The organism is Mesorhizobium yinganensis (genome assembly GCF_040081985.1).
In the GTDB taxonomy this organism is placed as follows: Bacteria; Pseudomonadota; Alphaproteobacteria; order Rhizobiales; family Rhizobiaceae; genus Kumtagia; species Kumtagia yinganensis.
Genome location: NZ_JBEBMH010000014.1, coordinates 47,250 through 73,078 on the forward strand (window position 1 = coordinate 47,250; position 25,829 = coordinate 73,078).

19 protein-coding genes are annotated in these 25,829 nt (G+C 64.7%); 6 read left to right on the plus strand and 13 right to left on the minus strand.

The features are described from left to right. The first annotated feature begins 459 nt into the window (after positions 1 to 459). From gltB to ABMA59_RS22575, 4 genes are all read left to right on the plus strand, one after another. Positions 460 to 5,142 (plus strand): glutamate synthase large subunit, encoded by a 4,683-nt coding sequence (gene gltB / locus ABMA59_RS22560; protein WP_425475970.1) that lies wholly within the window; start codon positions 460 to 462, stop codon positions 5,140 to 5,142. A 63-nt stretch (positions 5,143 to 5,205) separates the two neighbouring features. Continuing rightward, entirely contained in the window at positions 5,206 to 5,478 is a 273-nt protein-coding gene (locus ABMA59_RS22565; RefSeq protein ID WP_349007641.1) for an antitoxin, read from the plus strand. Further along, a complete protein-coding gene (locus ABMA59_RS22570; RefSeq protein WP_349007642.1) occupies positions 5,475 to 5,903 on the plus strand; it encodes a PIN domain-containing protein in 429 nt (142 codons plus the stop codon). Before ABMA59_RS22565 ends, ABMA59_RS22570 begins: the two co-directional genes overlap by 4 nt. A 1-nt stretch (position 5,904) precedes the next feature. Continuing rightward, positions 5,905 to 7,359, plus strand: coding sequence for a glutamate synthase subunit beta (locus ABMA59_RS22575; protein WP_349007643.1), 1,455 nt, complete (start codon positions 5,905 to 5,907; stop codon positions 7,357 to 7,359). A 16-nt stretch (positions 7,360 to 7,375) separates the two neighbouring features. On the opposite strand, the gene ABMA59_RS22580 is transcribed toward ABMA59_RS22575, so the two are convergent. Next, on the minus strand, positions 7,376 to 8,641 hold the full coding sequence (locus tag ABMA59_RS22580) for an SGNH/GDSL hydrolase family protein (protein ID WP_349007644.1): 1,266 nt from the start codon (positions 8,639 to 8,641) through the stop codon (positions 7,376 to 7,378). 17 nt (positions 8,642 to 8,658) lie between these two features. Then, complete coding sequence (locus tag ABMA59_RS22585) at positions 8,659 to 9,885, minus strand: lytic murein transglycosylase (RefSeq protein WP_349007645.1); 1,227 nt, start codon at positions 9,883 to 9,885, stop codon at positions 8,659 to 8,661. Positions 9,886 to 10,095: 210 nt separating this feature from the next. Between ABMA59_RS22585 and galU the strand changes: the two genes are divergently transcribed. Further along, positions 10,096 to 10,998: a UTP--glucose-1-phosphate uridylyltransferase GalU gene (galU, locus tag ABMA59_RS22590; RefSeq protein WP_349007646.1), complete on the plus strand. Its 903-nt coding sequence runs from the start codon at positions 10,096 to 10,098 to the stop codon at positions 10,996 to 10,998. Between the two features lie 27 nt (positions 10,999 to 11,025). Here galU and ABMA59_RS22595 read toward each other — a convergent pair whose 3' ends face one another. Next, entirely contained in the window at positions 11,026 to 12,744 is a 1,719-nt protein-coding gene (locus ABMA59_RS22595) for an outer membrane beta-barrel protein (protein WP_349007647.1), read from the minus strand. A 146-nt stretch (positions 12,745 to 12,890) separates the two neighbouring features. On the opposite strand from ABMA59_RS22595, the gene ABMA59_RS22600 reads away from it, so the two are divergent. After that, positions 12,891 to 13,886 carry a KpsF/GutQ family sugar-phosphate isomerase gene (locus ABMA59_RS22600; RefSeq protein WP_349007648.1) on the plus strand — a complete coding sequence of 332 codons (996 nt, stop codon included), beginning with the start codon at positions 12,891 to 12,893 and terminating at the stop codon, positions 13,884 to 13,886. Between the two features lie 9 nt (positions 13,887 to 13,895). On the opposite strand, the gene ABMA59_RS22605 is transcribed toward ABMA59_RS22600, so the two are convergent. From ABMA59_RS22605 to ABMA59_RS22650, 10 genes are all read right to left on the minus strand, one after another. Continuing rightward, positions 13,896 to 14,354, minus strand: a complete 459-nt coding sequence (locus tag ABMA59_RS22605; protein ID WP_349007649.1) for an NfeD family protein — start codon at positions 14,352 to 14,354, stop codon at positions 13,896 to 13,898. Between the two features lie 10 nt (positions 14,355 to 14,364). Continuing rightward, positions 14,365 to 15,315: an SPFH domain-containing protein gene (locus tag ABMA59_RS22610; RefSeq protein ID WP_349007650.1), complete on the minus strand. Its 951-nt coding sequence runs from the start codon at positions 15,313 to 15,315 to the stop codon at positions 14,365 to 14,367. A gap of 117 nt (positions 15,316 to 15,432) precedes the next feature. Next, positions 15,433 to 16,644, minus strand: coding sequence for an NAD(P)/FAD-dependent oxidoreductase (locus tag ABMA59_RS22615; RefSeq protein WP_349007651.1), 1,212 nt, complete (start codon positions 16,642 to 16,644; stop codon positions 15,433 to 15,435). A 63-nt stretch (positions 16,645 to 16,707) separates the two neighbouring features. Beyond that, positions 16,708 to 17,745 carry a ferrochelatase gene (gene hemH, locus ABMA59_RS22620; RefSeq protein WP_349007764.1) on the minus strand — a complete coding sequence of 346 codons (1,038 nt, stop codon included), beginning with the start codon at positions 17,743 to 17,745 and terminating at the stop codon, positions 16,708 to 16,710. 149 nt (positions 17,746 to 17,894) lie between these two features. Then, positions 17,895 to 19,850: a 5'-nucleotidase C-terminal domain-containing protein gene (locus tag ABMA59_RS22625; RefSeq protein WP_349007652.1), complete on the minus strand. Its 1,956-nt coding sequence runs from the start codon at positions 19,848 to 19,850 to the stop codon at positions 17,895 to 17,897. Positions 19,851 to 20,093: 243 nt separating this feature from the next. Then, entirely contained in the window at positions 20,094 to 20,966 is an 873-nt protein-coding gene (locus tag ABMA59_RS22630) for a hypothetical protein (protein WP_349007653.1), read from the minus strand. 405 nt (positions 20,967 to 21,371) lie between these two features. Continuing rightward, positions 21,372 to 22,628, minus strand: coding sequence for a phenylacetate--CoA ligase family protein (locus ABMA59_RS22635; RefSeq protein ID WP_349007654.1), 1,257 nt, complete (start codon positions 22,626 to 22,628; stop codon positions 21,372 to 21,374). A gap of 90 nt (positions 22,629 to 22,718) precedes the next feature. Next, positions 22,719 to 23,099, minus strand: coding sequence for an outer membrane lipoprotein Omp10 (omp10, locus tag ABMA59_RS22640; protein ID WP_349007655.1), 381 nt, complete (start codon positions 23,097 to 23,099; stop codon positions 22,719 to 22,721). Positions 23,100 to 23,188: 89 nt separating this feature from the next. Next, entirely contained in the window at positions 23,189 to 24,634 is a 1,446-nt protein-coding gene (locus ABMA59_RS22645) for a homospermidine synthase (protein WP_349007656.1), read from the minus strand. Positions 24,635 to 24,837: 203 nt separating this feature from the next. Continuing rightward, positions 24,838 to 25,812, minus strand: coding sequence for an alpha/beta hydrolase family protein (locus ABMA59_RS22650; RefSeq protein WP_349007657.1), 975 nt, complete (start codon positions 25,810 to 25,812; stop codon positions 24,838 to 24,840). Positions 25,813 to 25,829: the final 17 nt, after the last annotated feature.

Here is a 25,829-nt window from a genome sequence, read left to right on the forward strand (position 1 = left end):
CTGGCGGGAGCGGCGACAAGACCGGATTTGACGGCTGGCATCAAGGGCCAGCAAGGTTTATCGCGCTGCCAGGACAGGCGGTCGTTGGGACCGGAAGTTGCGCGATCGGCCTTATTCGCGACAGATTATTTCGCCCCTGTCCCCGATTGTTTTCGATTCGGTCTTGTGCCGGGCATGAATATCTGTCATAACAAATTTAGGACAGCAGTGCTGTCTTATTTGTCCGCGCAGTGGCCGCCGGTCCGGATGTTGAAAGACGCCGTTCTGGCCCGTTCTGTGAGATGCGTCCGCTTGCCGGATTGACATGAGGTCCGGCGCGCGGATGCTATCCGGCAGCAGGCCGGCAGCGGTGAATTTCGATACGAACGCCCGCACCTGCCTTCGCGGCGCCCTCCGGCGGCGCGGCAGGCAGGGAGCCGGAACGAACGGAGGCTGACCATGACGGACATGACATCTTCGATGCGCGCACTTGTTGCCGACGCCACGACGAATGCCGCCGCCGTCAAACGCGCCACCGAAAACGGCCTCTACGATCCGCGCAACGAGCACGACGCCTGCGGCGTCGGCTTCATCGCGCAGATGAAGGGCGTCAAGTCGCACCAGATCGTCAAGGACGGGCTGTTCATGCTGAACAACCTGACGCATCGCGGCGCCGTGGGCGCCGATCCGCTGATGGGCGACGGCGCCGGCGTGCTCGTGCAGATTCCGGACAAGTTCTTCCGCGAGGAGATGGCCAAGCAGGGCATCGACCTGCCGCCCGCCGGGCAATATGGCGTCGGCCACTGGTTCATGCCCCAGGATGCGGCGCTGCGTGCTCATATCAACGAGATCATCGCGGAATCGGCGCAGTCCGAAGGCCTGCCGCTGCTCGGTTTTCGCGACGTGCCGGTCGACAATTCATCCCTGTCCAAGGTGCCGGACATCGCGGCGGCGGAACCCTTCCATCGCCAGGTTTTCATCGGCCGCACGCCCGACATCGACAGCGACGAGGAATACGAGGCGCGGCTCTACCTTCTGCGCAAGGTGATTTCCGGCCGCATCTATGCCGAGAACAACAACAAGGACATCGGCGCCTATTGCGTGTCGCTGTCGGCGCGCACCCTCGTCTACAAGGGCATGTTCCTGGCCTACCAGGTCGGCGCTTATTACAAGGACCTGTCCGACCCGCGTTTCGAGACGGCGCTGATCCTCGTTCACCAGCGTTTCTCGACCAACACCTTCCCGTCGTGGAAGCTGGCGCATCCCTATCGCATGGTCGCCCACAACGGCGAGATCAACACCGTGCGCGGCAACAACAACTGGATGGCGGCCCGCCAGGCTTCCGTCGACAGCGAGTTGTTCGGCAACGACATCTCGAAGCTTTGGCCGATCTCCTATGAGGGGCAGTCGGACACGGCCTGCTTCGACAACGCGCTCGAGTTCCTGTTCCAGGGCGGCTACACGCTGGCGCACGCCATGATGATGCTGATCCCGGAAGCCTGGGCCGGCAACAAGTCGATGTCACCCGACCGCAAGGCTTTCTACGAATATCACGCCGCGCTGATGGAGCCATGGGACGGGCCGGCAGCCGTTGCCTTCACCGACGGCCGCCAGATCGGCGCGACGCTCGACCGCAACGGGCTCAGGCCCGCCCGCTACATGGTCACCGACGACGACCGGGTGATCCTGGCATCGGAGGCCGGCGTGCTGCCGGTCGAGGAGAAGCACATCGTCCAGAAATGGCGCCTGCAGCCCGGCAAGATGCTGCTGATCGACCTCGCCAAGGGCCGTATCATTTCCGACGACGAGATCAAGTCGGAGATCGCCGGCCGGCATCCCTATAAGGATTGGCTGGGGCGCACCCAGCTGATCCTCGAGGAACTCAAGCCGGTCGAGCCGCGCGCGCTGCGCAAGGATGTGACGCTGCTCGATCGCCAGCAGGCGTTCGGCTACACGCAGGAGGACACCAAGCTGCTCATGTCGCCGATGGCGACGACCGGTCAGGAGGCCGTGGGGTCGATGGGGACCGACACGCCGATCTCGGCGATGTCGGACAAGTCGAAGATGCTCTACACCTATTTCAAGCAGAATTTTGCGCAGGTCACCAACCCACCGATCGACCCGATCCGCGAGGAACTGGTGATGAGCCTGGTGTCGTTCATCGGACCGCGGCCGAACATTCTTGATCTTGTCGGCACCTCGCGGCGCAAACGGCTGGAGGTGCGCCAGCCGATCCTGACCAATGGCGACCTGGAGAAGATACGCTCCATCGGCCACACCGAGGACAGTTTCGACACCAAGACGATCGACATCACCTATGCCGCCACCGAAGGCGCGGCGGGCATGCGCGGCGCGATCGAACGGCTGTGCGAGCGCGCCGAGGCGGCCGTCGCCGGGCGCTACAACATCATCGTGCTTTCCGACCGGCAAGTTGGGCCGGACCGCATCGCCATTCCGGCGCTGCTGGCGACGGCGGCCGTGCACCATCACCTGGTGCGCAAGGGGCTGCGCACCTCCGTCGGTCTTGTCGTCGAATCCGGCGAGCCGCGCGAGGTTCATCATTTCTGCTGCCTCGCCGGCTATGGCGCTGAGGCGATCAACCCCTATCTCGCCTTCGACACGCTGCTCGACATGCACAAGCGCGGCGAGATGCCGAAGGAGGTCGACCCCTACGAGATCGTCTCGCGCTACATCAAGTCGATCGGCAAGGGCATCCTCAAGGTCATGTCCAAGATGGGCATCTCGACCTACCAGTCCTATTGCGGGGCGCAGATATTCGATGCCGTCGGGCTGAAGAGCGACTTCGTCGAGCAGTATTTCACCGGCACCGCCTCGCTGATCGAGGGCGTCGGGCTGGACGAGGTCGCGACGGAGACGACGAGCCGCCATACCGACGCCTTTGGCGACGATCCGGTGCTGCGCAATGCGCTGGAAGTCGGGGGCGAATATCTGTTCCGCATGCGCGGCGAGGCGCATGTCTGGTCGCCGGACGCCGTGGCATCGCTGCAGCACGCCGTGCGGCAGAATTCCGCTCAGACATTCAAGGAGTTTTCCGAGCAGATCGACAGCCAGGCGGCGCGGGCGAAATCGATCCGAGGCCTGTTCAAGATCAGGCTCGCGGATGAGACCGGCCGCAAGAAGGTGCCGCTCGACGAGGTGATGCCGGCGGCCGAGATCGTGCGGCGGTTCTCTACCGGCGCCATGTCCTTCGGCTCGATCAGCCGCGAAGCGCATTCGACCCTGGCGCGTGCGATGAACAGGATCGGCGGCAAGTCGAACACCGGAGAGGGCGGCGAGGAGCCGGATCGCTACCTGCCGTTGCCGGGTGGCGGGGCGAACCCCGAACGTTCGGCGATCAAGCAGGTGGCGTCGGGCCGCTTCGGCGTCACGGCGGAGTACCTCGTCAACTCCGACATGATGCAGATCAAGGTGGCGCAGGGCGCCAAGCCCGGCGAGGGCGGGCAATTGCCCGGCCACAAGGTCGACGCGACGATCGCCAAGACCCGGCATTCGACGCCGGGCGTCGGCCTGATCTCACCGCCGCCGCACCACGACATCTATTCGATCGAGGATCTGGCGCAGCTGATCTTCGACCTGAAGAACGTCAACCCGGCGGCGGACGTGTCGGTCAAGCTGGTCTCGGAAGTCGGCGTCGGCACGGTCGCGGCCGGTGTGGCCAAGGCGCGCGCCGACCACATCACCATTGCCGGCTATGATGGCGGCACCGGCGCCTCGCCGCTGACCTCGCTGAAGCACGCCGGCTCGCCCTGGGAGATGGGGCTGGCCGAGACGCACCAGACGCTGGTGCTGAACGGGCTGCGCTCGCGTGTGGCGCTGCAGGTCGATGGCGGCCTGCGTACGGGGCGCGACGTGGTCATCGGCGCGCTGCTGGGGGCCGACGAGTTCGGTTTCTCGACGGCGCCGCTGATCGCGGCCGGCTGCATCATGATGCGAAAGTGCCATCTCAACACCTGCCCGGTCGGCGTCGCCACCCAGGACCCGGTGCTGCGCAAGCGCTTCAAGGGCACGCCGGAGCATGTCATCAACTACTTCTTCTTCGTGGCGGAAGAGGTGCGCGAACTGCTTGCCGAAATGGGTTTTTCCCATCTCGACCAGATCGTCGGTGCCTCCGACCTTCTGGAGAAGCGGGACGTCATCGATCACTGGAAGTCGAAGGGCCTAGATTTCAGCCGCATGTTCTTCAAGCCGGACGCGCCGGCGGAAGCCACGCACTGGACCGAGCGGCAAAAACATCCGATCGATGATGTGCTCGACCGCAAGATGATCGAGCTTGCCCGGCCGGCGCTTGAAAGCAAGCTGCCGGTCAAGATCGAGCTGCCGATCCGCAACGTCGACCGTTCCGCGGGCGCGATGCTGGCGGGCGAGGTGGCAAAACGCTTCAAGCACAAGGGGCTGAAGGACGACACGATCTCGGTGAGACTGATCGGCACAGCGGGCCAGTCGTTCGGCGCGTTCCTGACGCGCGGCATATCGATCGAACTGGTCGGCGACGGCAACGATTACGTCGCCAAGGGCCTTTCGGGCGGGCGCATCGTCATCAGGCCTCCGGACGACTCGAAGATCGTTGCCGAGGATTCCATCATCGTCGGCAACACCGTGCTTTACGGCGCGATCGAGGGCGAGTGCTATTTCCGCGGCGTCGCCGGCGAGCGGTTTGCCGTGCGCAACTCGGGAGCAGCGGCGGTGGTCGAGGGTGTCGGCGACCATGGCTGCGAATACATGACCGGCGGCGTGATCGTCGTCATCGGCAAGACGGGCCGCAACTTCGCGGCCGGCATGTCGGGCGGCGTCGCTTATGTGCTGGACGAGGAGGGCGATTTCGCCGAGCGCTGCAACATGGCGATGGTCGAACTGGAGCCGGTCCCCGAAGAAGACGACATGCTGGAGAAGCTGCACCATCACGGCGGCGACCTCGCCCACAAGGGCCGCGTCGACGTGTCGGGCGACATGACCAAGCATGACGAGGAGCGGCTGGTGCAACTCATCTCCAACCATGCGCACTACACTGGCTCGACCCGCGCCAAGGCGATCCTGGAGGACTGGGCGACCTACCGGCCGAAATTCCGGAAGGTGATGCCGGTCGAGTATCGCCGCGCGTTGCAGGAGATGGAACGGCTCAGGATGAGCATTGCGGCGGAGTAGCCTTCTTCTTGAATGAAAACCTGTTATGGCATATGTCCAGGCATATGCCATATGGAGGCCGCGATGCTGAACAAGCCCAAGACTGAGCAACGCGCCCGCGTCTTCCGGAATGGACGAAGCCGCGCGATCCGCATACCGAAGGAGTTCGAATTTGAAGGTGACGAGGTCACGATCCGTAAGGAAGCAGATGGAAGTCTGACGGTTGTTCCGGACAGGCGCGAGCGTTCTCCGAAGGAGATCATCGAGTGGTTGCGCCAGCAGCCGAAGCTGACGGAGGACGACTTTCCGGACATTGGTGATGGCGACATGCTGCCTTTGGACGACATCAAGCTATGAGCGGCTACATGCTCGACAGCAATGTTCTTGTCGATGTTGCGCGGGAGCCTGATGGCGTTGTCGGGAAGCGGTTCCAGGCGATGACCAAAGGGCATATGGGCATCAGCGTGATCGTGTCGGGCGAGATCAGGTACGGAATGAAGAAGCGGCCAGATGCGCGCTCGAATCCGAGCATGGCCTATCTCCTGAGCAGCCTGCGCATCGATCAACTGGAGCCGGAAGTCGATGACGTTTACGGAGATATTCGCGTTCAGGTCGAGCGGATCGGCAAGGGGCTGTCGCCAAACGATCTTTGGATAGCGGCTCATGCGATGGTCCGCGATGCGGTGCTTGTAACCAGCGACGCGGCCATACAGGAGGCTAACATCGCGGGATTGAAATTAGAGAACTGGCGAGACGATATCGCCGGTCAGGAACGGAACTAGAATGGGCAAGGTAACGGGTTTTCTCGAGATCGACCGGCAGGTGCACAAGTATCAGCCGGCTTCCGACCGCATCCGGCATTTCAAGGAATTCACCTTGCCGATGTCGGACAAGGAGGTCGAGAAACAGGCCGCGCGCTGCATGGATTGCGGCGTGCCGTTCTGCCATGGCCCGACGGGCTGCCCGATCCACAACCAGATCCCGGATTGGAACGACCTCGTCTATGCCGGCGACTGGGAGAATGCGATCCGCAACCTCCACACCACCAACAACTTTCCGGAGTTCACCGGCCGCATCTGCCCCGCGCCCTGCGAGGAGGCGTGCACGCTGAACCTCGAGGACATTCCGGTCGCCATCAAGACGATCGAGCAGGCGCTGGCCGACAAGGCCTATGAACTTGGCATGGTCCGGCCGCAGCCGCCCGAGAAGAAGACCGGCAAGCGCGTCGCCATCATCGGATCCGGTCCTGCCGGCATGGCGGCCGCTCAGCAACTGGCGCGTGTCGGCCATGACGTGCATGTCTACGAACGCGAGTCCAAGCCGGGCGGCCTGATGCGTTTCGGCATTCCCGACTTCAAGATGGAGAAGCATTTCATCGACCGCCGTGTCGAGCAGATGCAGGGCGAGGGCGTCACCTTCCATTGCGGCGTCAATGTCGGTGTCGACAAGACGGTCGACGAATTGCTCGAAGGCCACGACGCCGTGCTCTATTGCGGCGGCTCGGAAACGCCGCGTCCCGCCGGCATTCCCGGCGCCGATCTTGAAGGCGTGCATGACGCCATGCCCTACCTCGTCCAGCAGAACAAGCGGGTCGGGCACGAGGACATCCATTCGGTCGCGTGGCCGTCGCAGCCGATCGTTGCCGGCGGAAAACATGTGGTCGTCGTCGGCGGCGGTGACACGGCGTCCGACTGTGTTGGCACGGCCTTCCGCCAAGGGGCGGTGCGGGTGACGCAGCTCGACATCCGGCCGCAGCCGCCGGAGAAGGAAAACAAACTCGCCGTCTGGCCCTACTGGGCGACCAAGATGCGCACCTCATCATCCCAAGCGGAAGGCGCCGAGCGCGAGTTTCAGGTGGCTACGCTGGAGTTCATCGGCGAGGAGGGCGCGCTGACTGGCGTCAAGTGCTGCGAAGTGGACGAGAAGCGGCTGCCGATCGCCGGCACCGAGTTCGTCATCCGCGCCGATCTCGCCTTCATCGCCATCGGCTTTGCCGGTCCGTTCGCGGACGGCGTGCTCAAGGACCTGGGCGGACGTATCGAGGTGATCAAGGACACGCGGCGCTCTACCAACATCGCGGCCAACGACAAGGATTATCGCACCAGCGTCGACAGGCTCTATGCGGCCGGCGATGTGCGCCGCGGCCAGTCGCTTGTCGTCTGGGCGATCCGGGAAGGCCGGCAGGCGGCGCGCTCCATCGACGAGGCGCTGATGGGTTCGTCGGTGCTGCCGCGCTGATGAAGCGGGGATGACGTCAGTTCGCCAGACCAGTCGCAGGTTTGCCGGCTGGAACGGCGGCGGCGGTTCCCTGCGGGACCGCGGAGGTGGTCGATCTCGCCGTATCGCTTTTGGGAGGCCAGGAAAAATCGTCGGCACGGCCGCTCACCACTGCCGGCGCCGCGTTTTCGGCGCCAGGCTTCACGCCGGCGGACGGGGCTGCCGAGGCTGAGGCAAGGCTGGCTCCGAGAAGGTTTGCGCCGCCGTCCAGGGCAGGATCGTCGAGCGCCATCGGTATCGTCCGGTCCAGCGGGACAGTTCCGCCAGGTTCCGCCGACACCGATGGAATTCCGCCCGGACCGGAGGGCGCCGCGCCGATGCCGAGCAGCCGCTTCAGCGTCTTTTCGGTGTAGTAGGCAAGCTTGCGTTTGCCCGCGTCGGTAAGGTTGATGCCGTCGCCGGCGCGCAGCCTGACCGGCTGGCCGCTGATGTCCGGGCCGGTGGTGACGAAGGCTCCGTTCTCGTCGACAAACCCGTCCCAGACATCGATGAACTCCGCGCCAACGTCGGCCGCCACCTTGCGATAGATCTCGTTCAGCGCCAGCATGTCCGAAGCCGCTTTCGACGGTTTGAACGGCGTTGCGCCAACCCAGACCAGAGGAACATTCGTCGCCGACGCCGCGCTAGCGAAACTTGCAACGCGAGCGGAATACTCCCGTGTCCAGGCCTCCGAGCGCAGCGCCGCGCTTGTGTCGCCGATACGCATCGGCTGCCGGTCATTGGCGCCGATAAGCACCAATATCGCGGCGGGCTTTTCGGCTTCGATGATGCCGGTGACTTGGCCTGGCCAGTCGAAATGGTCCTCGCGCACGAAACCCGACGAGCCGCTGGATCGGTCGGCGATGCGAACATTCGGATCGTCGGCGAAGGCGACGTTCAGCCCTTCCGCCAGCCCGCCCGCGATGAAGTCACCGAGGACCAGGACGGTCTTTGCGTCGGGAGCCTTGGGGGAGACCACCGCTTCGGGCTGCTGCACCGCGCGTGGAGGGGCAGGCTTGCGTGCGGCCGGCGCTTTCGCGCGCGGCGGCTTGGCCGTGACGCCCGGCGGCGTCTCGTTGCGCGGATTGGCGCGCCGCGGGTTGCGGGGCATGAAAAGCTCGCGCAGCGACCACCAAGGACGCACGCGTTCCTGGGCGAAGGCGGGCACGGGCGTTGCCGGCATGCCAGCGATGGCCAGGGTGACGACCGCGAGCAGCGCCAGGATAAAGTGGCTGGCTGCCGATATGCGTCGCCTACCCCGCAAAAAGCATCCTCCGCAGCCTATTGCTTCCGCAAGGTCTTCAGCACTTCCAGGCTCGGATGGCCGTCGGCGTCCATGCCGGCCTGGAGCTGGAAGGCCTTGATCGCCGAACGTGAGCCCTCGCCGATCTTGCCGTCCGCCTTGCCGTCATAATAGCCGTGAGCGGTCAGCCGTTCCTGAAGCTCCTGCTTCTCGGCGAAGGACAGTTTTGTGAAGGGGCGCTTCCAGTCCTGCGCAAGTTCGCCATAGCCGGCGATCTGGTCGGCGAGCAGTCCGACCGCCAGCGCGTATTTGTCGGCGTTGTTGTAGTTCTTGAGGACGTAGAAGTTGCGGGTCATCAGGAAGGCTGGACCGCCGCGCCCGTCCGGAACCTTCAACTCGGCCTTGTCGCCGCCGTTGCGGAACGGCTTGCCGCTTGGTCGCGTGACGCCCAGCGTTTGCCATTTCGAAAGCGATATCGAGCCTTTCGGGAACTTCGTGCCTGCCGGAAGGACCACCTCGTAGCCCCAGGTCTTGCCTGCTTGCCAACCGTTTTTCTTCAACAGGTTGGCGGCGGTGGCGAGAGCGTCGGGCACTGAATTCCAGATGTCGCGGTGGCCGTTGCCGTCCATGTCCACGGCATAGGCTTGATAGGAGGTGGGGATGAACTGCGTGTGACCCATGGCGCCGGCCCACGAGCCCATCAGATGGCTCTCGTCGATATCGCCGGTCTGCAATATCTTGAGCGCGGCGATCAACTGGGTGCGCGCGAACTTCGCCCGCCTCTGGTCGGCATAGGCAAGTGTCGCCAGCGAGCGCACGACGTTGCGCATCACCTTGTCGTTCTTGAGGATCTCGCCGTAGTTCGATTCCATCGACCAGATGGCGAGCAGGATGTTGCGGTCGACGCCGTAACGGGCCTCGATCTTGTCCAGCCACGGCTTCCATTTCTTGGCCATGGCGCGGCCGACCGAGATCGACTGTTCGTGGACGCGATTGTCGAAATAGTCCCACACCGGTGCGGTGAACTCCGGCTGGAACCTTGCCTTCTCAATGACCTCCGGGTCGGCGGAATTGATGCCGCGAAACGCGCGGTCATAGGTTGCGCCCGAGATGCCGCTTTGCATGGCGGTGGCGCGGAAACCCGCTACCCAGCGCTCGAAGCCGGCATCGGCGAACGCCGGATTGGCCGACAAGACAATTGCGATCGACAGGCCAGCAGCGGCCGCGGCGCCGGCGAGGCGTCTTGCGGTGTTGCGAACGAGCATGTTTCCCTCCAGTCCTATATACTGAAGACTCATTCATCGCCAAAGGCGGTTAGCAATTGGTTTACCATAGGGCTTACCGGAACCAAAATTTATGCGATTGGTTGTTGGCAGCATCCCACCTCCGTGGGGTGGGAACTAATCTTAAATTCGGGCATGACAATGTCTTCCAGGCTTATTGCGGCCTTCAATGCGGGAACGGATACTCTAGTCATGAAGCGAGTCAGAAAAGCTGTTTTCCCCGTGGCGGGGCTTGGAACGCGGTTCCTTCCGGCGACCAAATCGATTCCCAAAGAAATGCTTACAGTCGTGGACCGCCCGGTGATCCAGTATGTGGTCGATGAGGCGCGCGAGGCCGGCATCGAGCATTTCATCTTCGTCACCGGCCGTAACAAAGGTGTGATCGAGGATCATTTCGACCTGCAATTCGAGCTCAACGAAACGCTGGCGCAGCGCGGCAAGACCGAGCAGCTCGATTATCTCAAGACATTGCAGCCCGGACCGGGCCAGACCAGCTTCACCCGCCAGCAGGTGCCGCTCGGGCTCGGGCATGCCGTCTGGTGCGCGCGCGACATTGTCGGCGACGAGCCCTTCGCGCTGCTGCTTCCCGACATGATCATGCAATCGGAAAAGAGCTGCATGAAGAACATGGTCGAGCTCTACGCCGAAACCGGCAACAACATCATCGCCGTGCAGGAATGCGACCCGGCCGAGGCGCACAAATACGGCATCGTCGGCAGGGGCAAGGACATCCACAACGGTTTCGAGATCACCCAGATGGTGGAGAAACCGAAGGCCGGGACCGCCCCGTCCAACCTCTTCATCAACGGCCGCTACATCCTGCAGCCCGAGATATTCGACGTCCTGGCGAAGCAGGAGCGGGGAGCCGGCAACGAAATCCAGCTTACCGACGCGATGCTGAAGCTCGAGAAGAGCCAGCCTTTCTTCGGCTATCACTATCGCGGCAGCACCTATGATTGCGGCTCGCCGGAAGGCTTCGTCGAAGCCAACATCGCCTTCGCACTGGCGCGGCCGGCGATGCGGGGCGGCGTGCTGGCCATGCTGGAACGCCTGATCGCCGACCTTGATCCGGACGAAGCGAAGGCGGCGGAATAAGCGGCTCGTCCGGCGCTTGATTGTCGCTTAGCGCTGGACCTTCAGGCCGAGGAACGCGCTTTGGGCCGTGTATGCGCGGCCTTCGATGTTGCTTTCCTGGCCTTCGTAGCGCAGCCGCCCGGTGACGCCGGCATAGCGGTTCAGCCACCAGGTCGCGCCGACTTCCGCATTGTACAGGAAGTCGTGCGAATCCGAATCGGCATAGTTGCGGTAGCCGAGGCCGAGCTTGGCGTTGGTGGTCAGGTTGGCGCGCGCCTGTCGTTCGACTCCGACCTGCACGGCATGCAGAAGGGAGCCGCTTTCGCCCGCCGTCGTCGTGCCTTCCACGGTGGTGGCGGCTTCGATGTTGACGGTGGTCTCCCGCTCGGGCGACCAGGTGAGCAGGGCGCTCAGCGTCGGCCCGTCGATCGGCACGAGCCGGTCGTCGTCGAACTTCTCGCGAAGCCAGCCGCCCGAAAATTCTCCGGTCAGTTTCTCGTTCAGGTCGAGTTCGACGCCGGCGCGCGCGCCATACCGATCGTTGGACCTGCGATAGCCGGCGCTGTCGACCGTCTGGTCGTAGAACTGGCGCCCACCCTCGACCTCGACAAACGGCGTGATCGCCGGCGAGATTTCGTATCCGGCGCGCAGCAGGCCCGTCACGAGCGTGGCGTCGCGGTCCTTCTGGGACAGGGTGTCGCCGTCCGAAAGATCGGCGTTGCCATAGACGTCGCGATCGACCCGGGCGGTTATGCCGAACCGTGCCTTGCCGACATCCTTTTCGAGGCCGAGGGTGCCGCCGAAAGCCTGATGGATCGGATCCGAGACGGTTCCCTCGATCACCACCGGCGATGAAGCGGTCTCCGGCACACGAAGATACTCCAGCGTACCACGGGCGCGCAGTTCTTCGGAGATATCGAGATTCAGTGCCGCGATGCCGCCTATGCGGGAGTCTTCCAGGTCAAATCCCGAAAGCGATTTGCGGAAGACGCCATAGCCGTCGAAGGTTGCGGAATGCTGGCTCCAATCGGACACGGCGTTCAACCGAAGCGTGGTCTCGGAGAGCACCGCCCCCTGGCCGTCGACGCTGTAATTCGCGTTCGAGGTGACGGTGATGCCCTGTTCGATGGTCGGACGCAAGATGAATGTGCCGACGCGGATGCCCACCGGAGCGAAAGGGTTTTGCTCGGGTATGGTCGGGTCGAGCACCTCGATTGCTTCGACCCGACCGGCATCGTCTGGGACACCGATCCTCTCGGCTGGACCGACGGGTTCGGTGCGGACGGTTCCTGTCGTCTCGGTCCCCTGGTCCTGGGCGGGCACGCCGCTCCTCGTGTCGCGCGTGTTGGGTCGAGGCGCTGCCTCCGACTGCTCCTGCTGCTCGCGGCTCTGCTTGCGGTCGCGCGCGGTGGAAGGCGGTCGTGTACCCGGTATGGGCAGGTCCTCGATGAACGTCTTGTCGTCCCCCTGATCCTGGGGGAACAAGGTGCCGGACGGATCGGAACCGTCCAGAGGCTGCTCGTCGGGAACGGCGCCCGGGCTGACGGGAACATAGGGGGAGGGCGGCGCCTGATCGGCTGCAGCCTGTGTGGCGCCGGTTATCATTGGGTCGGCGGAATCGGCTCCGGGCTGGATGGCTCCTCGCAAGCCGGCTGCGTCCTGGGCCGCGGCGAGACCAGACACAGCCAAGAGGCTCGCCGATGCCAGCAGAAGGCTGGCCGCCTTCGCCCGCAGGCTGAACGTTGGCTTTATGCGGACCTGCGGCATGACCTTCCAATGCTTCGGTGACGCCTGCGCGCCATGCTTACCGAACCGTAAATGTGGATGGTTAACGTTGTGTTGCTCGCAGCCAGCGGTGGGCAACCGCGTCTTGACTGTGGACAGAATGGCGTCAAAGCGCTAAGCGCTCACTCATGGCTCTCGCTTCCGTGATACAATCCGATCGTTCGTTTTCGATCGCGTCGGCCCTTAGGACAGTCTCGATCGAGCAGGCGGGTATGGCGGCACTGGCCGCGGCGCTCAACAATGGCCTGTCCGAGCCGTTCGCCCACGCCGTCGAACTGATTTCCGGCATAGGCGGCCGGGTGATCGTGACCGGGGTGGGCAAGAGCGGCCATATCGGCTCGAAGATCGCCGCGACCATGGCCTCGACCGGAACGCCAGCCTTCTTCGTGCATCCCGCCGAAGCCAACCACGGCGACCTCGGCATGATCGCCAGGGACGACGCCATCATCGCCATGTCGTGGTCCGGCGAAACCGCCGAACTCAAGGGCATCATCGCCTATTCCAGGCGCTTCTCCATCCCACTGATCGCCATCACGTCAGGCACCGAATCGGCACTGGCGCGGGCCGCCGACGTGGTCATTTGCCTGCCCAAGACGCCGGAGGCATGCCCGCACGGGCTGGCACCGACCACCTCGACGCTGCAGCAGCTCGTCATCGGCGATGCGCTGGCGATCGCGCTGCTCGAAATGCGCGGCTTCACGCCGGACCATTTCCGTACCTTCCATCCCGGAGGGCAGCTTGGTGCCAGCCTGACGAAGATCAGCGACGTGATGCACACCGGCGACGGCATCCCGACCATTCTCGTCGGTTCGGGCATGAAGGAGGCGATCCTCGCCATGTCGAGCAAGCGCTTCGGCTGCGTGGTGGTCGTCGACGCCGAGGGAGGCCTCGCCGGCATCATTACGGATGGTGACCTCAGGCGTAAGATCGGCGAGGATCTGCCGTCGAAGACCGTCGATCAGGTGATGACGCGCAATCCGAAATGGATCGAGCCGGACACATTGGCGGCGACGGCGCTGCAGCGCATCCAGACGTCGTCGATCACCGGGCTGATCGTCGTCGAAGACAGCAAGGTGGTCGGCTTCGTCCACCTGCATGATCTGTTGAAGATCGGCGTCGCGTAAGCGACGACGTCAGGCCGCGACCACCACCAGTTCCAGGTCGGCGACCGAAACCACCTTCACGCGCGAGCCGGCCGGCAGGTCGGGGCCTGAGACGCGCCACAGCGTGTCGCCGAGCTGGATGCGGCCATAGCCCTCGCGGATCGGCTCGGTCAGCGTCGCGGTTCGGCCGATAAGCTGCTCGCCGCGGCGGTTGAGCAGAGGCTGGTCGCTCTCGGTCTTGCGCCCGCCCATCAGCCTGTAGCCGGCATAGGCGGCGGCTAGGGACAGCGTCAGGAAGACGATGACCTGGACCTGCCAGCTCCAGAACGCCGTGTCCCACAACGCCAGCGAGACCGCTCCGACGACGAGGGCGGCAAGGCCGATCCACAGCAGGAAGAAGCCGGGCGCCAAGATCTCGACGGCGAGCAGAGCCAGCCCCAGCACCATCCAGTTCCACGGCCCCAACTGGCCGACCAGCCATTCGATCATCCTTGTATCCTCAGCCCTGATCCGGCACGCGCGTCACCGGCGGGCGGGCCGGTGAGCGAGGGGCCGGACCGCCGTCATGCCCGAAGACGTCGCGGGCAATCGCCCCGATGCCGCCAAGCGTGCCGATCAGCGACGACGCCTCCAGCGGCATCAGTACGATCTTGCTGTTGTTGGCGGAGGCGATGTGAGACAGCGCCTCGGTGTATTTCTGGGCGATGAAGTAGTTGATCGCCTGGACGTCGCCCTTGGCGATGGCCTCCGATACCACCTGGGTGGCGCGGGCTTCGGCCTCGGCGGCGCGTTCGCGCGCCTCGGCGTCCCGGAAGGCGGCTTCCTTGCGGCCCTCGGCTTCCAGAACCTGCGCCTGCTTCAGGCCCTCGGCCTCGAGGATCTGGGCGCGCTTGGTGCGTTCGGCCATCATCTGGCGGGCCATCGATTCGACGAGATTGGCCGGCGGGTTGATGTCCTTGATCTCGACGCGCGTGACCTTGATGCCCCATACATGCGCGGCCTCGTCGACGATGCGCAGCAGGCGCTCGTTGATGGCGTCGCGGTTGGAGAGCAGTTCGTCGAGGTCCATCGAGCCCATGACCGACCGGATGTTGGTCATGGTCAGATTCAAAATAGCGTTCTGCAGGTTCGAGACCTGGTAGGCGGCCTGCGCGGCGTTCAGCACCTGGTAGAAGGCGACGCCGTCGACCGCCACGATGGCGTTGTCGCGGGTGATGACCTCCTGGGTGGGGACGTCGAGAACCTGCTCCATCATGTTCAGCTTGGCGCCGATGCGGTCGATGAAGGGGATGATCAGGTTGAGGCCGGGCGTCAGCGTCTTGGTATAGCGGCCGAAACGCTCGACCGTGAAGTTGTAGCCCTGGCCGACGGTCTTGATGCCCATAAAGAGCACAAGCACGACCAGAACAACGAGAGCCGCGATGACGATGTCGAAACCGGTGAATTCCATGCATTCCCTCCAGTTGCAGCGCCGGCCGCGCCGAAGTGCCGCCCGGCCTCGCGAATCACTTAGGTTGGTTCGAGCAGCTATACAATCGCGGGACGGCAAAGCTGATGTGAAGGGGCCTCAGCGCGGAAAGGCGAAGATGTCGGTGTCCGTATCTTCGCCGCCGTCCAGCACCGTCGCGATCAACTCCGATGCGATCTGCGAATAGGTGATGCCGTTGCCGCCGTAACCCATGACGGCGAAGAGAAGCGGCTTGCGCGGAACGGTCCCGATCATCGGCAGGCCGGTGGTCGTCGTGCCGAAAGCGCCGGCCCAGGCGAATTCCGGCGAGGTGTCGATCTGCGGGAACATGCGGTGCAGTTTTTGCGCGATGGTCGCGGTCTTTTCGTCGATCATGGAATCGCGCAAGGCCTCGTCGCGGAACGCCTCGTCCTCGCCGCCGCAGATGATGCGGCCGTCATGGGTGGAGCGCATGTAGAGATAGGGGTCAGATGCCTCCCAGATGAAAGCGGCGCCGGGCCAGACGTTCTGTCTTTGCGGCCGGGTCGCGATGGCGAAGGTCGAGACGACCTGGTGCCGGGTTGCCGGCACCGCCTCCATCAATTCGTAGCCGGTGGCGAGCACGACGCTCTTGGCCGAAATGACCGGACCGTCCTTGGTCGCGACGGTCACTCCGTCCGATGTCGCCGATATCGTCGTCGCCTCGACGGGGGCGTAGAGACGCCCCTTGCGCTCGATCACTTTCCTCAACAGTCCCGCCGTGAGCTTGCGCGGGTCGAGCGCCAGATTGCCGTAGCTGAGCAGTGCCGAACGCCCCTTAATGCCGAAGCGTTCGGCGAGTTCGATGGGCTTCAGATAGGCGGAGCGCAGCCCGGCCTGGCGGCGCACCTCACCCTCCTCGCGCAACTGCGTGGGCGAGAGCACATTGCCGTGGAGGAGCAGCGATTGCCGGGGCTCCATCAGGCAGTCGATCCGCAGATCCTCGATGCGCGATTGCAGATTGGCGACCGCGAGACGCGAGCGCCGCCATGCGGCCTCAGCCTTGCCGCGCCCGATCTTGTCGGCCAGCAGCGAGAGCGGCTGGTCGATCTCATATTGCACGAGCGCGGTTGTCGCGGCGGTGGAACCGGCCAGCGGCCCGCGCCGGTCGATGCAGACGACGTCGCGTCCGCAGGCCGTCAGCGCCTCGGCGATCATCGCGCCGCTGATGCCCATGCCGACCACCAGGACGTCCGTCTTGATGTCCTGCCTCAGATCAGCCGTCGGAACGCCCGGCACGCGGTAGGCGGTCCACACCGGACGCCCGGTACGAAGATCGAGTTTGCGCTGCATGGAATGTCCAGGTCAAAGGCAAGCGTCAACGGCACAGCGTTCCCGGTGTTCCGCGTAGCCGGCTCAGATCCAGCCCAAAAGTTCGCGGCGCACCATCGTCTCGATGACCTCCATGCCCTCCCGAGAATCGTTGAGGCAAGGGATATGGGAAAAATTCTGTCCGCCGGCGTGGTGGAAGATCTCCGCGGCCTCGCCGGCGATTTCCTCCAGCGTCTCGATGCAGTCGGCGGAAAAGCCGGGGTTGACGACGGCGATTGACTTCACGCCGTCGCGCGCCAGTTTCTCGACCGTCTTGTCGGTGTAGGGCTGCAGCCATTCCTGCGCGCCGAAACGCGACTGGAAGGTGGTGATCAGCTTCTGCTCGCCCCATCCGAGTTTCTCGCGCAGCAGCCGGATCGTTTCGAGGCAGTGGGCGCGATAGGGGTCGCCCTTGTCCGAATAGGGTTTGGGGATGCCGTGGAAGGAGGCGAGCACGACCTCGGGTTCGAAGGGAAGCGTTTTCAGATGCGTCTCGATGGAGCGGGCGAGCGCGTCGATATAGACCGGCTCGGCATAATAAGGCGGGACGCAGCGCACGGCGGGGGCGTTGCGCATCCTGGCCAGGGCATCGAACAGCTTGTCGTTGGCGGTCGCGGTCGTGGTCGCCGAATATTGCGGGTAGAGCGGGAAGGTGAGGATGCGGTCGCAGCCCTGGGCGGTCAGCCGATCGACGACGCTCCTGATCGACGGATTGCCGTAGCGCATCGCCCAGTCGACGACGATCCGGTCGTCACCGGAGAACACCGCCGCGAGCTTCTCGCCCTGGGCGCGGGTGATGGTGCGCAGCGGCGACTCGTTCTTCTCGCGATTCCAGATCTTCGCATAATTGGCGCCGGACTTTCGCGGGCGCAGCGTCAGCACCGGGCCGTAGAGGATCGGATACCAGACGAAGCGCGGCAGTTCGATGACGCGCGGGTCGGAGAGGAATTCTCTGAGGTAGCGCCACATCGGCCAGAAGTCGGTGCCGTCCGGCGTGCCGAGATTGACCAGCATGACGCCGATCTTCTGAGAGGGGGCGAGAGGCCCGCCGCGCTCCGTTGCGATGGAGGACGGTTGTTTCATTTCCGGCCCGGCGATGGCTGAACTCATAAGGCTTTGCTCCCCGACCGCCGATAGGTAGCCGCAACCCCGCCGAATTCAATGCAGCGTGTGGCCGCAGATGAAAACGGCCCGGCGTGAGACCGGGCCGTTGGCGATCCGTTTGTCCGGGCTCAGTTGGCCGGCGGGATGGTGAGCGTCGCGCCTACCGGAAGGAAACGCGGCTTGTAAGGATTGGCGTTGCCGATCAGGTGCCACTTCGCGCCGTTGCCATAAACTTTTTCGGCGATGTCCCAATAGTTGTCGCCGGCGACCACCACATGCGAGGTTTCCGGCTTGGCGGCCGGAGCCTGGGCTTGCGCGGGGGCTGTTGCCGCCGGAGCCTCGGCAGGGGCGGCGGGAGCGGTGGTCTCTCCGGCAGCCGGCGGCTGCTTGGTGATATCGGCCGATCCAGCCGGCAGTTCCGGCAACGTTGCCTCCGGAGCAGCGGCAGCCGGCGCCGCCGCGGCCGGCGCGGCAGCGGCGACCTCGGTGATGCGGCCGTCGAGGTAAGGCGTGTATGGGCGGTGGGCTCCGAGATAATCGGCCACGACCTGTTCGAGGCCCGGACCGTAGTCGTAGGCGTTCGTGGCGTCGTTGGCGAAGATCTTGTAGCCGTCGCCGCCCTGGCGAACATAGTTGTTGGTGGCGGCGATGTAGGTCTTGTTGGGATCGATCGGCACCCAGGCGCCGTTTTCCATCACCTCGACCGACTTGACACGGCTTCCGGCCGGGGACGACTTGTCGAAGGAGTATTTCAGGCCGGCGACCTGCGGGAAGCGGCCGGCCCCTTCCTCGATCTGGCCAAGCCCGCTTTCAAGAGCCGCTGTGATGTCCTTGCCGGGAAGCTGGAAGGTGGCCAGCGTGTTCTGGAAAGGCAGGACAGTGAGCACTTCGCCCATGGTGACCACGCCCTGGTCGATCGAGGCGCGAAGGCCGCCGCCGTTCTGGAAGACGATCTGCACGCCCTGGTCCTTCACCCGGTCGAGGATAGCGTCGGCGACGAGGTTGCCCATCTCGCATTCGCGGGTGCGGCAATTGTCGCGGCTGCCGTCGATCGCCTTGGTCGTCTCGGAGACTTCCTTGTTCTTCAGTTCCTCGATCGGCGCGCCGAGTTCGGCGATGCGCGTCAGCGTCGCCGGGTCCGGTGTGATCGACTTGTCGAGCCAGATCGGGTCGCCCTTGGCTTCCTTGACGACGCCGGCATCGTCAAAGGTGACCTGCAACTCGCCCAGCACTTTCGAGTAGGAAGCCGCCTGGACGACAGGCACCTTATAGCCGTCGGGATTGTCGACCCAGGTCGGGTAGGGACCGGCCGCCTTGTCCTCGGGCTTGTTCGACAGAAGCGTGTGCGAATGGCCGCCCACCACCACGTCGACGCCCGGGATCTTGGCGATCATCTCCATCTCGCGGGGATAGCCGATGTGGGTGAGGGCGATGATCTTGTCGACGCCCTCGTCCGTCAGTTTCTTCACCTCGGCGGCGATGTTGGCGACGTCGTCCTCGATCTGGATGTTCGGGCCGGGAGAAGCGATCTCCGGCGTATCGGTCGTCACCGCGCCGATGATGCCGATCTTCTGGCCGCCGACATCCAGAACCACTGACGGCTTGATCTTGCCGTTGGCCTTGGACTGGTTGTTCGGCTTGATGTTGACGCCGAGGATCGGGAATTTCGCGTTGTCGATGAAGGGCACCAGCGCCTCTTCGCCATCGTCGAACTCGTGATTGCCGAGCGCCATGGCGTCGAAGCCCATCTCGTTGAGGAACTCCTCCTCGGCCTTGCCCTTGTAGGTCGTGTAGAACAGCGAGCCCTGGAAATTGTCGCCGGCCGACAGCAGGATGACGTTCTGGTCCTTGAGCTTGTCGCGCTCCTGGGCGATCGCCGTGATCAGCCGCGCCGCGCCGCCGAAACACTCGCCCTTCGTCTCCTCCTCGGCCGAGCAGGTCGATTCGTATTTGTTGTTCGATTCGATGCGGCTGTGCCAGTCGTTGATGTGGAGGATGTTGAGTGTGTAGTCGGCAAAGGAGGCGCTGGCCGACATTGCGAGCGTCGACACCGACAATGCGGCGAGGGCGGCGAGTTTTTTCATATTTGTCTCCCGGATGCGGCTGGTCCCACGCTTCTAGCGCGCCGCCTTGACCGTTTTCTTACACGGCCGATGCCGGCATGTTTCCACCGGCGTCAGGCGGATGCAAGCGGAATCGGGGCCGGCGGCGGCACGGGCAGGCTTCCCAAGCGGATGGATAAATTCATGACAGCACAAATCGCCGCCAGACCGCGAAATTTTTTCGCGCTGGCCGTTGATTTCTGCGATCGGCGCGTGGTGGCCGGGTCATGAGGTGTCCGGCGTCTCCAGCGCGTAAACGGCCAGCGCATGGGCGTGCGCGAGAATTTCGTCGACGTCGCGGATTCTGTAGGAATGGGTCGCGGTAGGGTCGTAGCGGGACAGCCGGCCGCCGGGCGGACGCCCGCGCCGCAGCGGCGAGAGGCGCCGGCCGGAAACGGGACCATCCCGCGCGATAGCGTCATCGCGCCGTGCCTGCCAGCGGGCGAAGCGTTTGGCCTGGCCCGGCAGGTCGTCGAGCGCGGCGCCGAGCGCGGCAAGGCGCTGGGCGAGACGCGCGGCGTCGATCTGATCGTTCGGCGACGGAGGGGGAGGCAAGGGGTGGTACGTCGCGCCGAAATCGAGGCCGAGGATGCGCGGGGCGGCGTGGGCGGGCACAGCGCGGCGCGGGACGCGGAGCAGACGGCGCGGCGGATCGAGCAGGGACAGCGATAGGGTGCGCCGGGTGACCTTTGCACGCTTCTTCGGTCCCTTTGGCAGGAAGGCGCGCGGACCGCGCAAGGTCGCGGGCTTTGGCTTGCGCGGGCGGAGCGGCGGCAGGGTTACGACGATCCCACGCGCGGCCGCGATGATGAGGCGCCGCGCGGCGGCTTCGGCCGGACGCAGCAGCCGCAGGATGGCGAGGTAGAGATGGCGGGGGAGGCTGAGTGCCGGGTTAAGTGCCGGGGACAGTTTACTTTTTTCCGCCAGCACCTGCCTTGAAGCGGCTGCGCCTTTCCGCGGAAAGAAAGTAAACTGTCCCCCAGCGCCAACGCCCCCGGCGCCCGGCTCCTCAGCGCCCATCCCGGCCATGGCGACGAGCATGACCAGGATGCGCTTCAGCGCCTCCAGGTTTCGCTGGATTGCCGCAGTGCCGTCCATCGCCGCCTTCCTCCTTTCGCTACCATGGCTGATCCCGCGCCGTCGGCGTTCGGCGGGAGAAACCGGCAACGAGAATGAGGTGGATTTTGCCGAGGGGGATCAAAATCGCGTCCGGCGGCATTCGACCCACCGGGCAAGGCGGGGCAGGATGAGCAAAAGCAATGGTTTACGCTGAGAAGGCCAATAAAATTCTTGGCGCCGACCCGTTTCCAATCCCCGTTCTCAGGAGGTTTCGCCACGGTTTTCGGGACCGCCGAAGTACTTCGTCACCGGTACGGCATGGATCCAGGGTCTCCGCAGGTCGCTTCGCTCCTGCTGCGCCCCAGGAGGACGAAAGGAGGGACGCGCAAGGCCAGTCGCCGACACTGGCGACGGAGGCCGCCGACAGGAGCAAATGGCGGGGCCTCATTTCGTGTAGTCGCGCTCGTCGGAAATCACCTTGCCGTCATTGGGCAGGCTGCCGGGTTGGGCGAGCGCGACATGGCCGCCGAGGCGGGTCGCGTCGCGCAGGGCAACCGCGATTGAATCGGCGTCGAGCGTCTGTCCCGGCGTGGGCTCGACATGCAGCGTCATAACGTCCATCTCGCCGTCGCGCGTCACCACGAGCCGGGCGCGGGCGATGCCGGCATGGCGGCGCGTAACCTCGGCGATCTGCGCGGGGTCGACGAACATGCCCTTGACCTTGGTGCGCTGGTCGGCGCGGCCCATCCAGCCGCGGATGCGCGTGTTGGTGCGTCCGCAAGGCGAGGCGCCGGCGAGCACGGCCGACAGGTCCCCGGTGCCGAGGCGGAGCAGCGGATAGGCCGGGTTGAAGCCGGTGACCACGACCTCGCCGACTTCGCCCTCGGGCACGGGGTCGCCGGTGCCGGGCCGCACGATCTCGACGATGATGTGTTCGTTGACGACCATGCCCGGATTCGGCTGGCCATCCGCCCCGGCGGTCTCATAGGCGATGACGCCGAATTCGGCGGTCGCATAGCACTGCATCACCGACACGCCGCGCGAAAAATATTCGGCGCGCAGCGAGGGGAAGAGCGCGCCGGCTGTCACCAATGCCTTGCGGAACGAGGACAGGTCCTTGCCCATTTCCGCCGCACGGTCGAGCAGCACTTTCAGGAAATCCGGCGTGCCGCAATAGACCGAAGGTTTCAGCCCTGCCGCTGCCTCGACCTGCAGGTCGGTGCTGCCGACGCCGGCGGGGAAGACGGAGCAGCCCAGCGCGCGGGCTCCGGCATCGAGCAGGAAACCGCCCGGCGTCATGTGGTGGCTGAAAGTGTTGTGGACGGTGTCGCCGGAACGGATGCCGGCGGCGAAGAAGGCGCGCGCCGTGGCGCGTCCCGCTTCCGGGCGGTCGTCTTCCGGCACCCAGATCGGGCCGGGCGATTGAAAGATGCGGCGGCCGGCCAGCGCGGCCGGATCGGCGAGGCCGCCGAAGGGCGGGTCCTCGGCCTGGCCTGCCATGATCTGCGATTTGCGCAGGACCGGCAGTTTCGCCAGCGCGGCGCGGTCGGTTATGGCGGCGGGATCGACGCCGCCAAGCTTGGCGGCGAAGGCGGGGACGGCTCGCGCGGCTTTGGCAAGGAACGCGGGGAGGGCGGAAAACAGCGCCGCGTCGCGCTGTTCGGGGGAGCGGGTTTCGAGCGCGTCGAAGTATTCCGTCATCGGCCGTTCCTCCGGATCGGGCGTGTTATCGCAGCACCCTGATCCTGTGCGACGAGGAGGAAAACCATCGCCGCGACGCGCGCAGCGGCGTCAGGCGGTTCCGGCGCCGCGCCGTGTCAGGACGAACTGCTGGCCGCCCGAACTGGTGCAGTTGAGCTGGTTCGGCGCGACGAGCGCGCAGTTGACGTTGGTCGTGGTCTTGCGGATGAGCGAAACCACGGTGATCTCGACGGTGTTCCCGTTTACCTTGTAGCTGCCGTCGGCGAGCTTGTTGCCGGTGTCGAGCGCGTTGGTGGTGAAGACGCCGCCCGACAGCCTCGACACGGCTACGCCGTCGCTGCTCAGCCATTCGCCCTCGACGGCCGATGCGGCCGCGGTCGGTCCGGAAGGGCCGCCGCTGACGCAGCCGGAAATGCCGGCGGCCAGGATTGCAATGGCACCCGCCTGGATCAGCCTGCGCGTTTCAATCATCGTTTCGATTCCTCTCCTTCGTCCTTAACAAAGCAATCGCCCGATTTCCGGGCGATTGCAAGTTCAACGGAAGTGAAGTGGAAGTCCGGTCAGCGCACCAGCACGTTGCGGAACTGCCAGGGGTCCTTCTCGTCCAGGTCCTCCGGGAAGAGGCCGGGACGGTCCGTCAGCGGCGTCCAATCCGTGTAATATCCCTCGACCGGGCCGAGATATTGCGACTGCACGTCGAGGCAGCGCCGGTAGTCCATCTCGTCGGTCTCGACGATGCCGGCATTCGGGTTTTCCAGCGCCCAGACCATGCCGGCGAGCACAGCCGAGGTGACCTGCAGGCCGGTGGCGTTCTGGTAGGGGGCGAGTTTTCGCGCCTCTGCCAGCGACAGATGCGAGCCGTACCAGTAGGCGTTCTTCTTGTGGCCGAAGAGCAGCACGCCGAGTTCGTCGGTGCCGTCGACCAGTTCATGCTCGTCGAGCACATGCTGGACGGGCTGCGCCTTGCCGGCGGCGCCGAACATCTCGTCCAGCGACAGCATGGCGTCGTTGCACGGATGGTAGGCGTAGTGGCAGGTCGGCCGGAACGTCACCTCGCCATGCTTGTCGCGCACGGTGAAATAGTCGGCGATCGAGATCGCCTCGTTGTGGGTGACGAGGAAGCCAAACTGCGCGCCGAGCGTCGGGCACCAGGTGCGGATGCGGGTGTTGGCGCCGGGCTGTTCGAGGAAGATCGCCGCCTTCGAGCCCTTCTTGTGCTTCTTGGCGTTCTTCGGCATCCATTTTTCATGGGTGCCCCAGCCGAGCTCGGCCGGCTGCAAACCCTCCGAGATGAAACCTTCGACCGACCAGGTGTTCCAGAAGGTGTTGAACGGCTTCGGGTTCTTGGTGCGCTGGGTGTCGCGCTCGGCGATGTGGACGCCCTTGACGCCGGCCTTCTTCATCAGCTTCGCCCAGGCTTCGCGGTCGTCCGGGCCGGGTTCCTCGAAGTCGAGGCCGAGATCCTTGGCCAGGTTGACCAGCGCCTGCTTGACGAACCAGGAGACCATGCCGGGATTGGCGCCGCAGCAGGAGACGGCGGTTGTGCCGCCCGGGTTCTTGCGGACCTCCCCGCGCACGGTCTCGCGCAGCGCGTAGTTGGTGCGCGAGGCGTTGCTCGCCTCCTTGTCGAAATAGAAGCCGAGCCAGGGTTCGACGACGGTGTCGATGTAGAGCACGCCGAGCTTTCGGCAGAGCTTCATCAGGTCGAGCGAGCCGGTATCGACGGAGAGGTTGACGCAAAAGCCCTGGCCGCCGCCTTCGGTGAGAAGGGGCGTCAGCAACTCCTTGTAGTTCTTCTTGGTGACAGCATCCTGGATGAATTTGATGCCGCGCTCGTCGAGCAGTTTTTTGTCGGTCTCGCGCGGGTCGATCACGGTCATGCGCGTGTGATCGAACTTGAAATGGCGCTCGATGAGAGGAAGCGTGCCGCGCCCGATCGAACCGAAGCCGATCATCACGACGGGGCCGGTGATCTCACCGTAAACAGGCCATTTTTCTTTCACCATTTTATGCTGGTCCCTCCATTGAACCTTGGGGTTGACGCCCGCCTTTCGGGCAATCCTTGCCTCGACACCATAGAACAGTGTCACAATAAAGCGAAATCTTGGATTTTGATTACACCAAGACCCTTTTGCAGGGTCTGGAGGTCACCCGGCGCGATGCCCCGCGGGTGCCGCGAAGGCGTCTCTGACTACTGGGCCCGGGCCGCTTAATAGTATCGGACGATGTAGGGCCGGACCGCCAGCACGCCGCCATCGTCTTTTTTAGGCGCGGTGTCGAAACCCTTGTCCGGCCACGGATTCTTGCCGTCGCGCAGCCACGTCAGCGTGTCCAGCCAGAAGCCGGAGGCATGACGGTCGTGGAAAAGACCGAAATGGCCGAGCGCGTCCATGCCGAGGTCGGCCGGCGTCAGCATTGCCTCGGTTTTCGGGGCATTGCGGTAATAGTCCAAAGCGCGGCGGACGGCGCGTGGCGTGGCGAAATCGTCGTCGGTGACGGTCACCGCGAGGATCGGCGCGGTGACGGCGGCGAAGCGGCGAAGGACGCTTTTGCGCTCGATACGCGGATGGCTGCGTTCCATCCTCGCGCCGCGAAAACTCCATTCGTTGGCGACGCCGGCCGGCAAATCCTCCAGCCAGCCCAGGCGCTTTCCGGGGAAATGACCGCAGAGCGCGGCGATCAGCGGCATGGCGACGTGCCATTTCAGAAAGAGCCGCAGGCGGCGATCCGGCGCATAGTCGGGCCAGTAGGCATATTGGGCGCCCACGGTGAGCATGCGGCCGATCGCCGGGGCGCTTTCTGCCAGGCCGGGCAGCACGCCGCCGATGCTGTGGCCGACGACGAGCAGCGGATTGCCGCCGGCGCGCGCCGTGGCCATGCGGAGCACGGCTTCGAAATCCTTCTCGCCCCAGTCGCGCCAGCGGTAGCCGCAGCCGCGCAGGTCGGCGGGCCGGGACAATCCGATGCCGCGATAGTCGTAGGTCCAGACGTCGAAGCCGTGGCCGGCGAGGAAGGCTGCGTAGCGCTGATAGTAGCGGGCGAGCACGCCGGTCGCCGGGTTTATGATGACGGCGCCGTTTTTCCGGCCGCGCGCGGCTTTCCAGAAATGACCGTGCAGGATGACGCCGTCGGCGCATGGAATCGCGACGGGCTGCGTGGTGACCGGGAAATTTTGCTGCAGCATGAAGGAGCCCCTTTGAC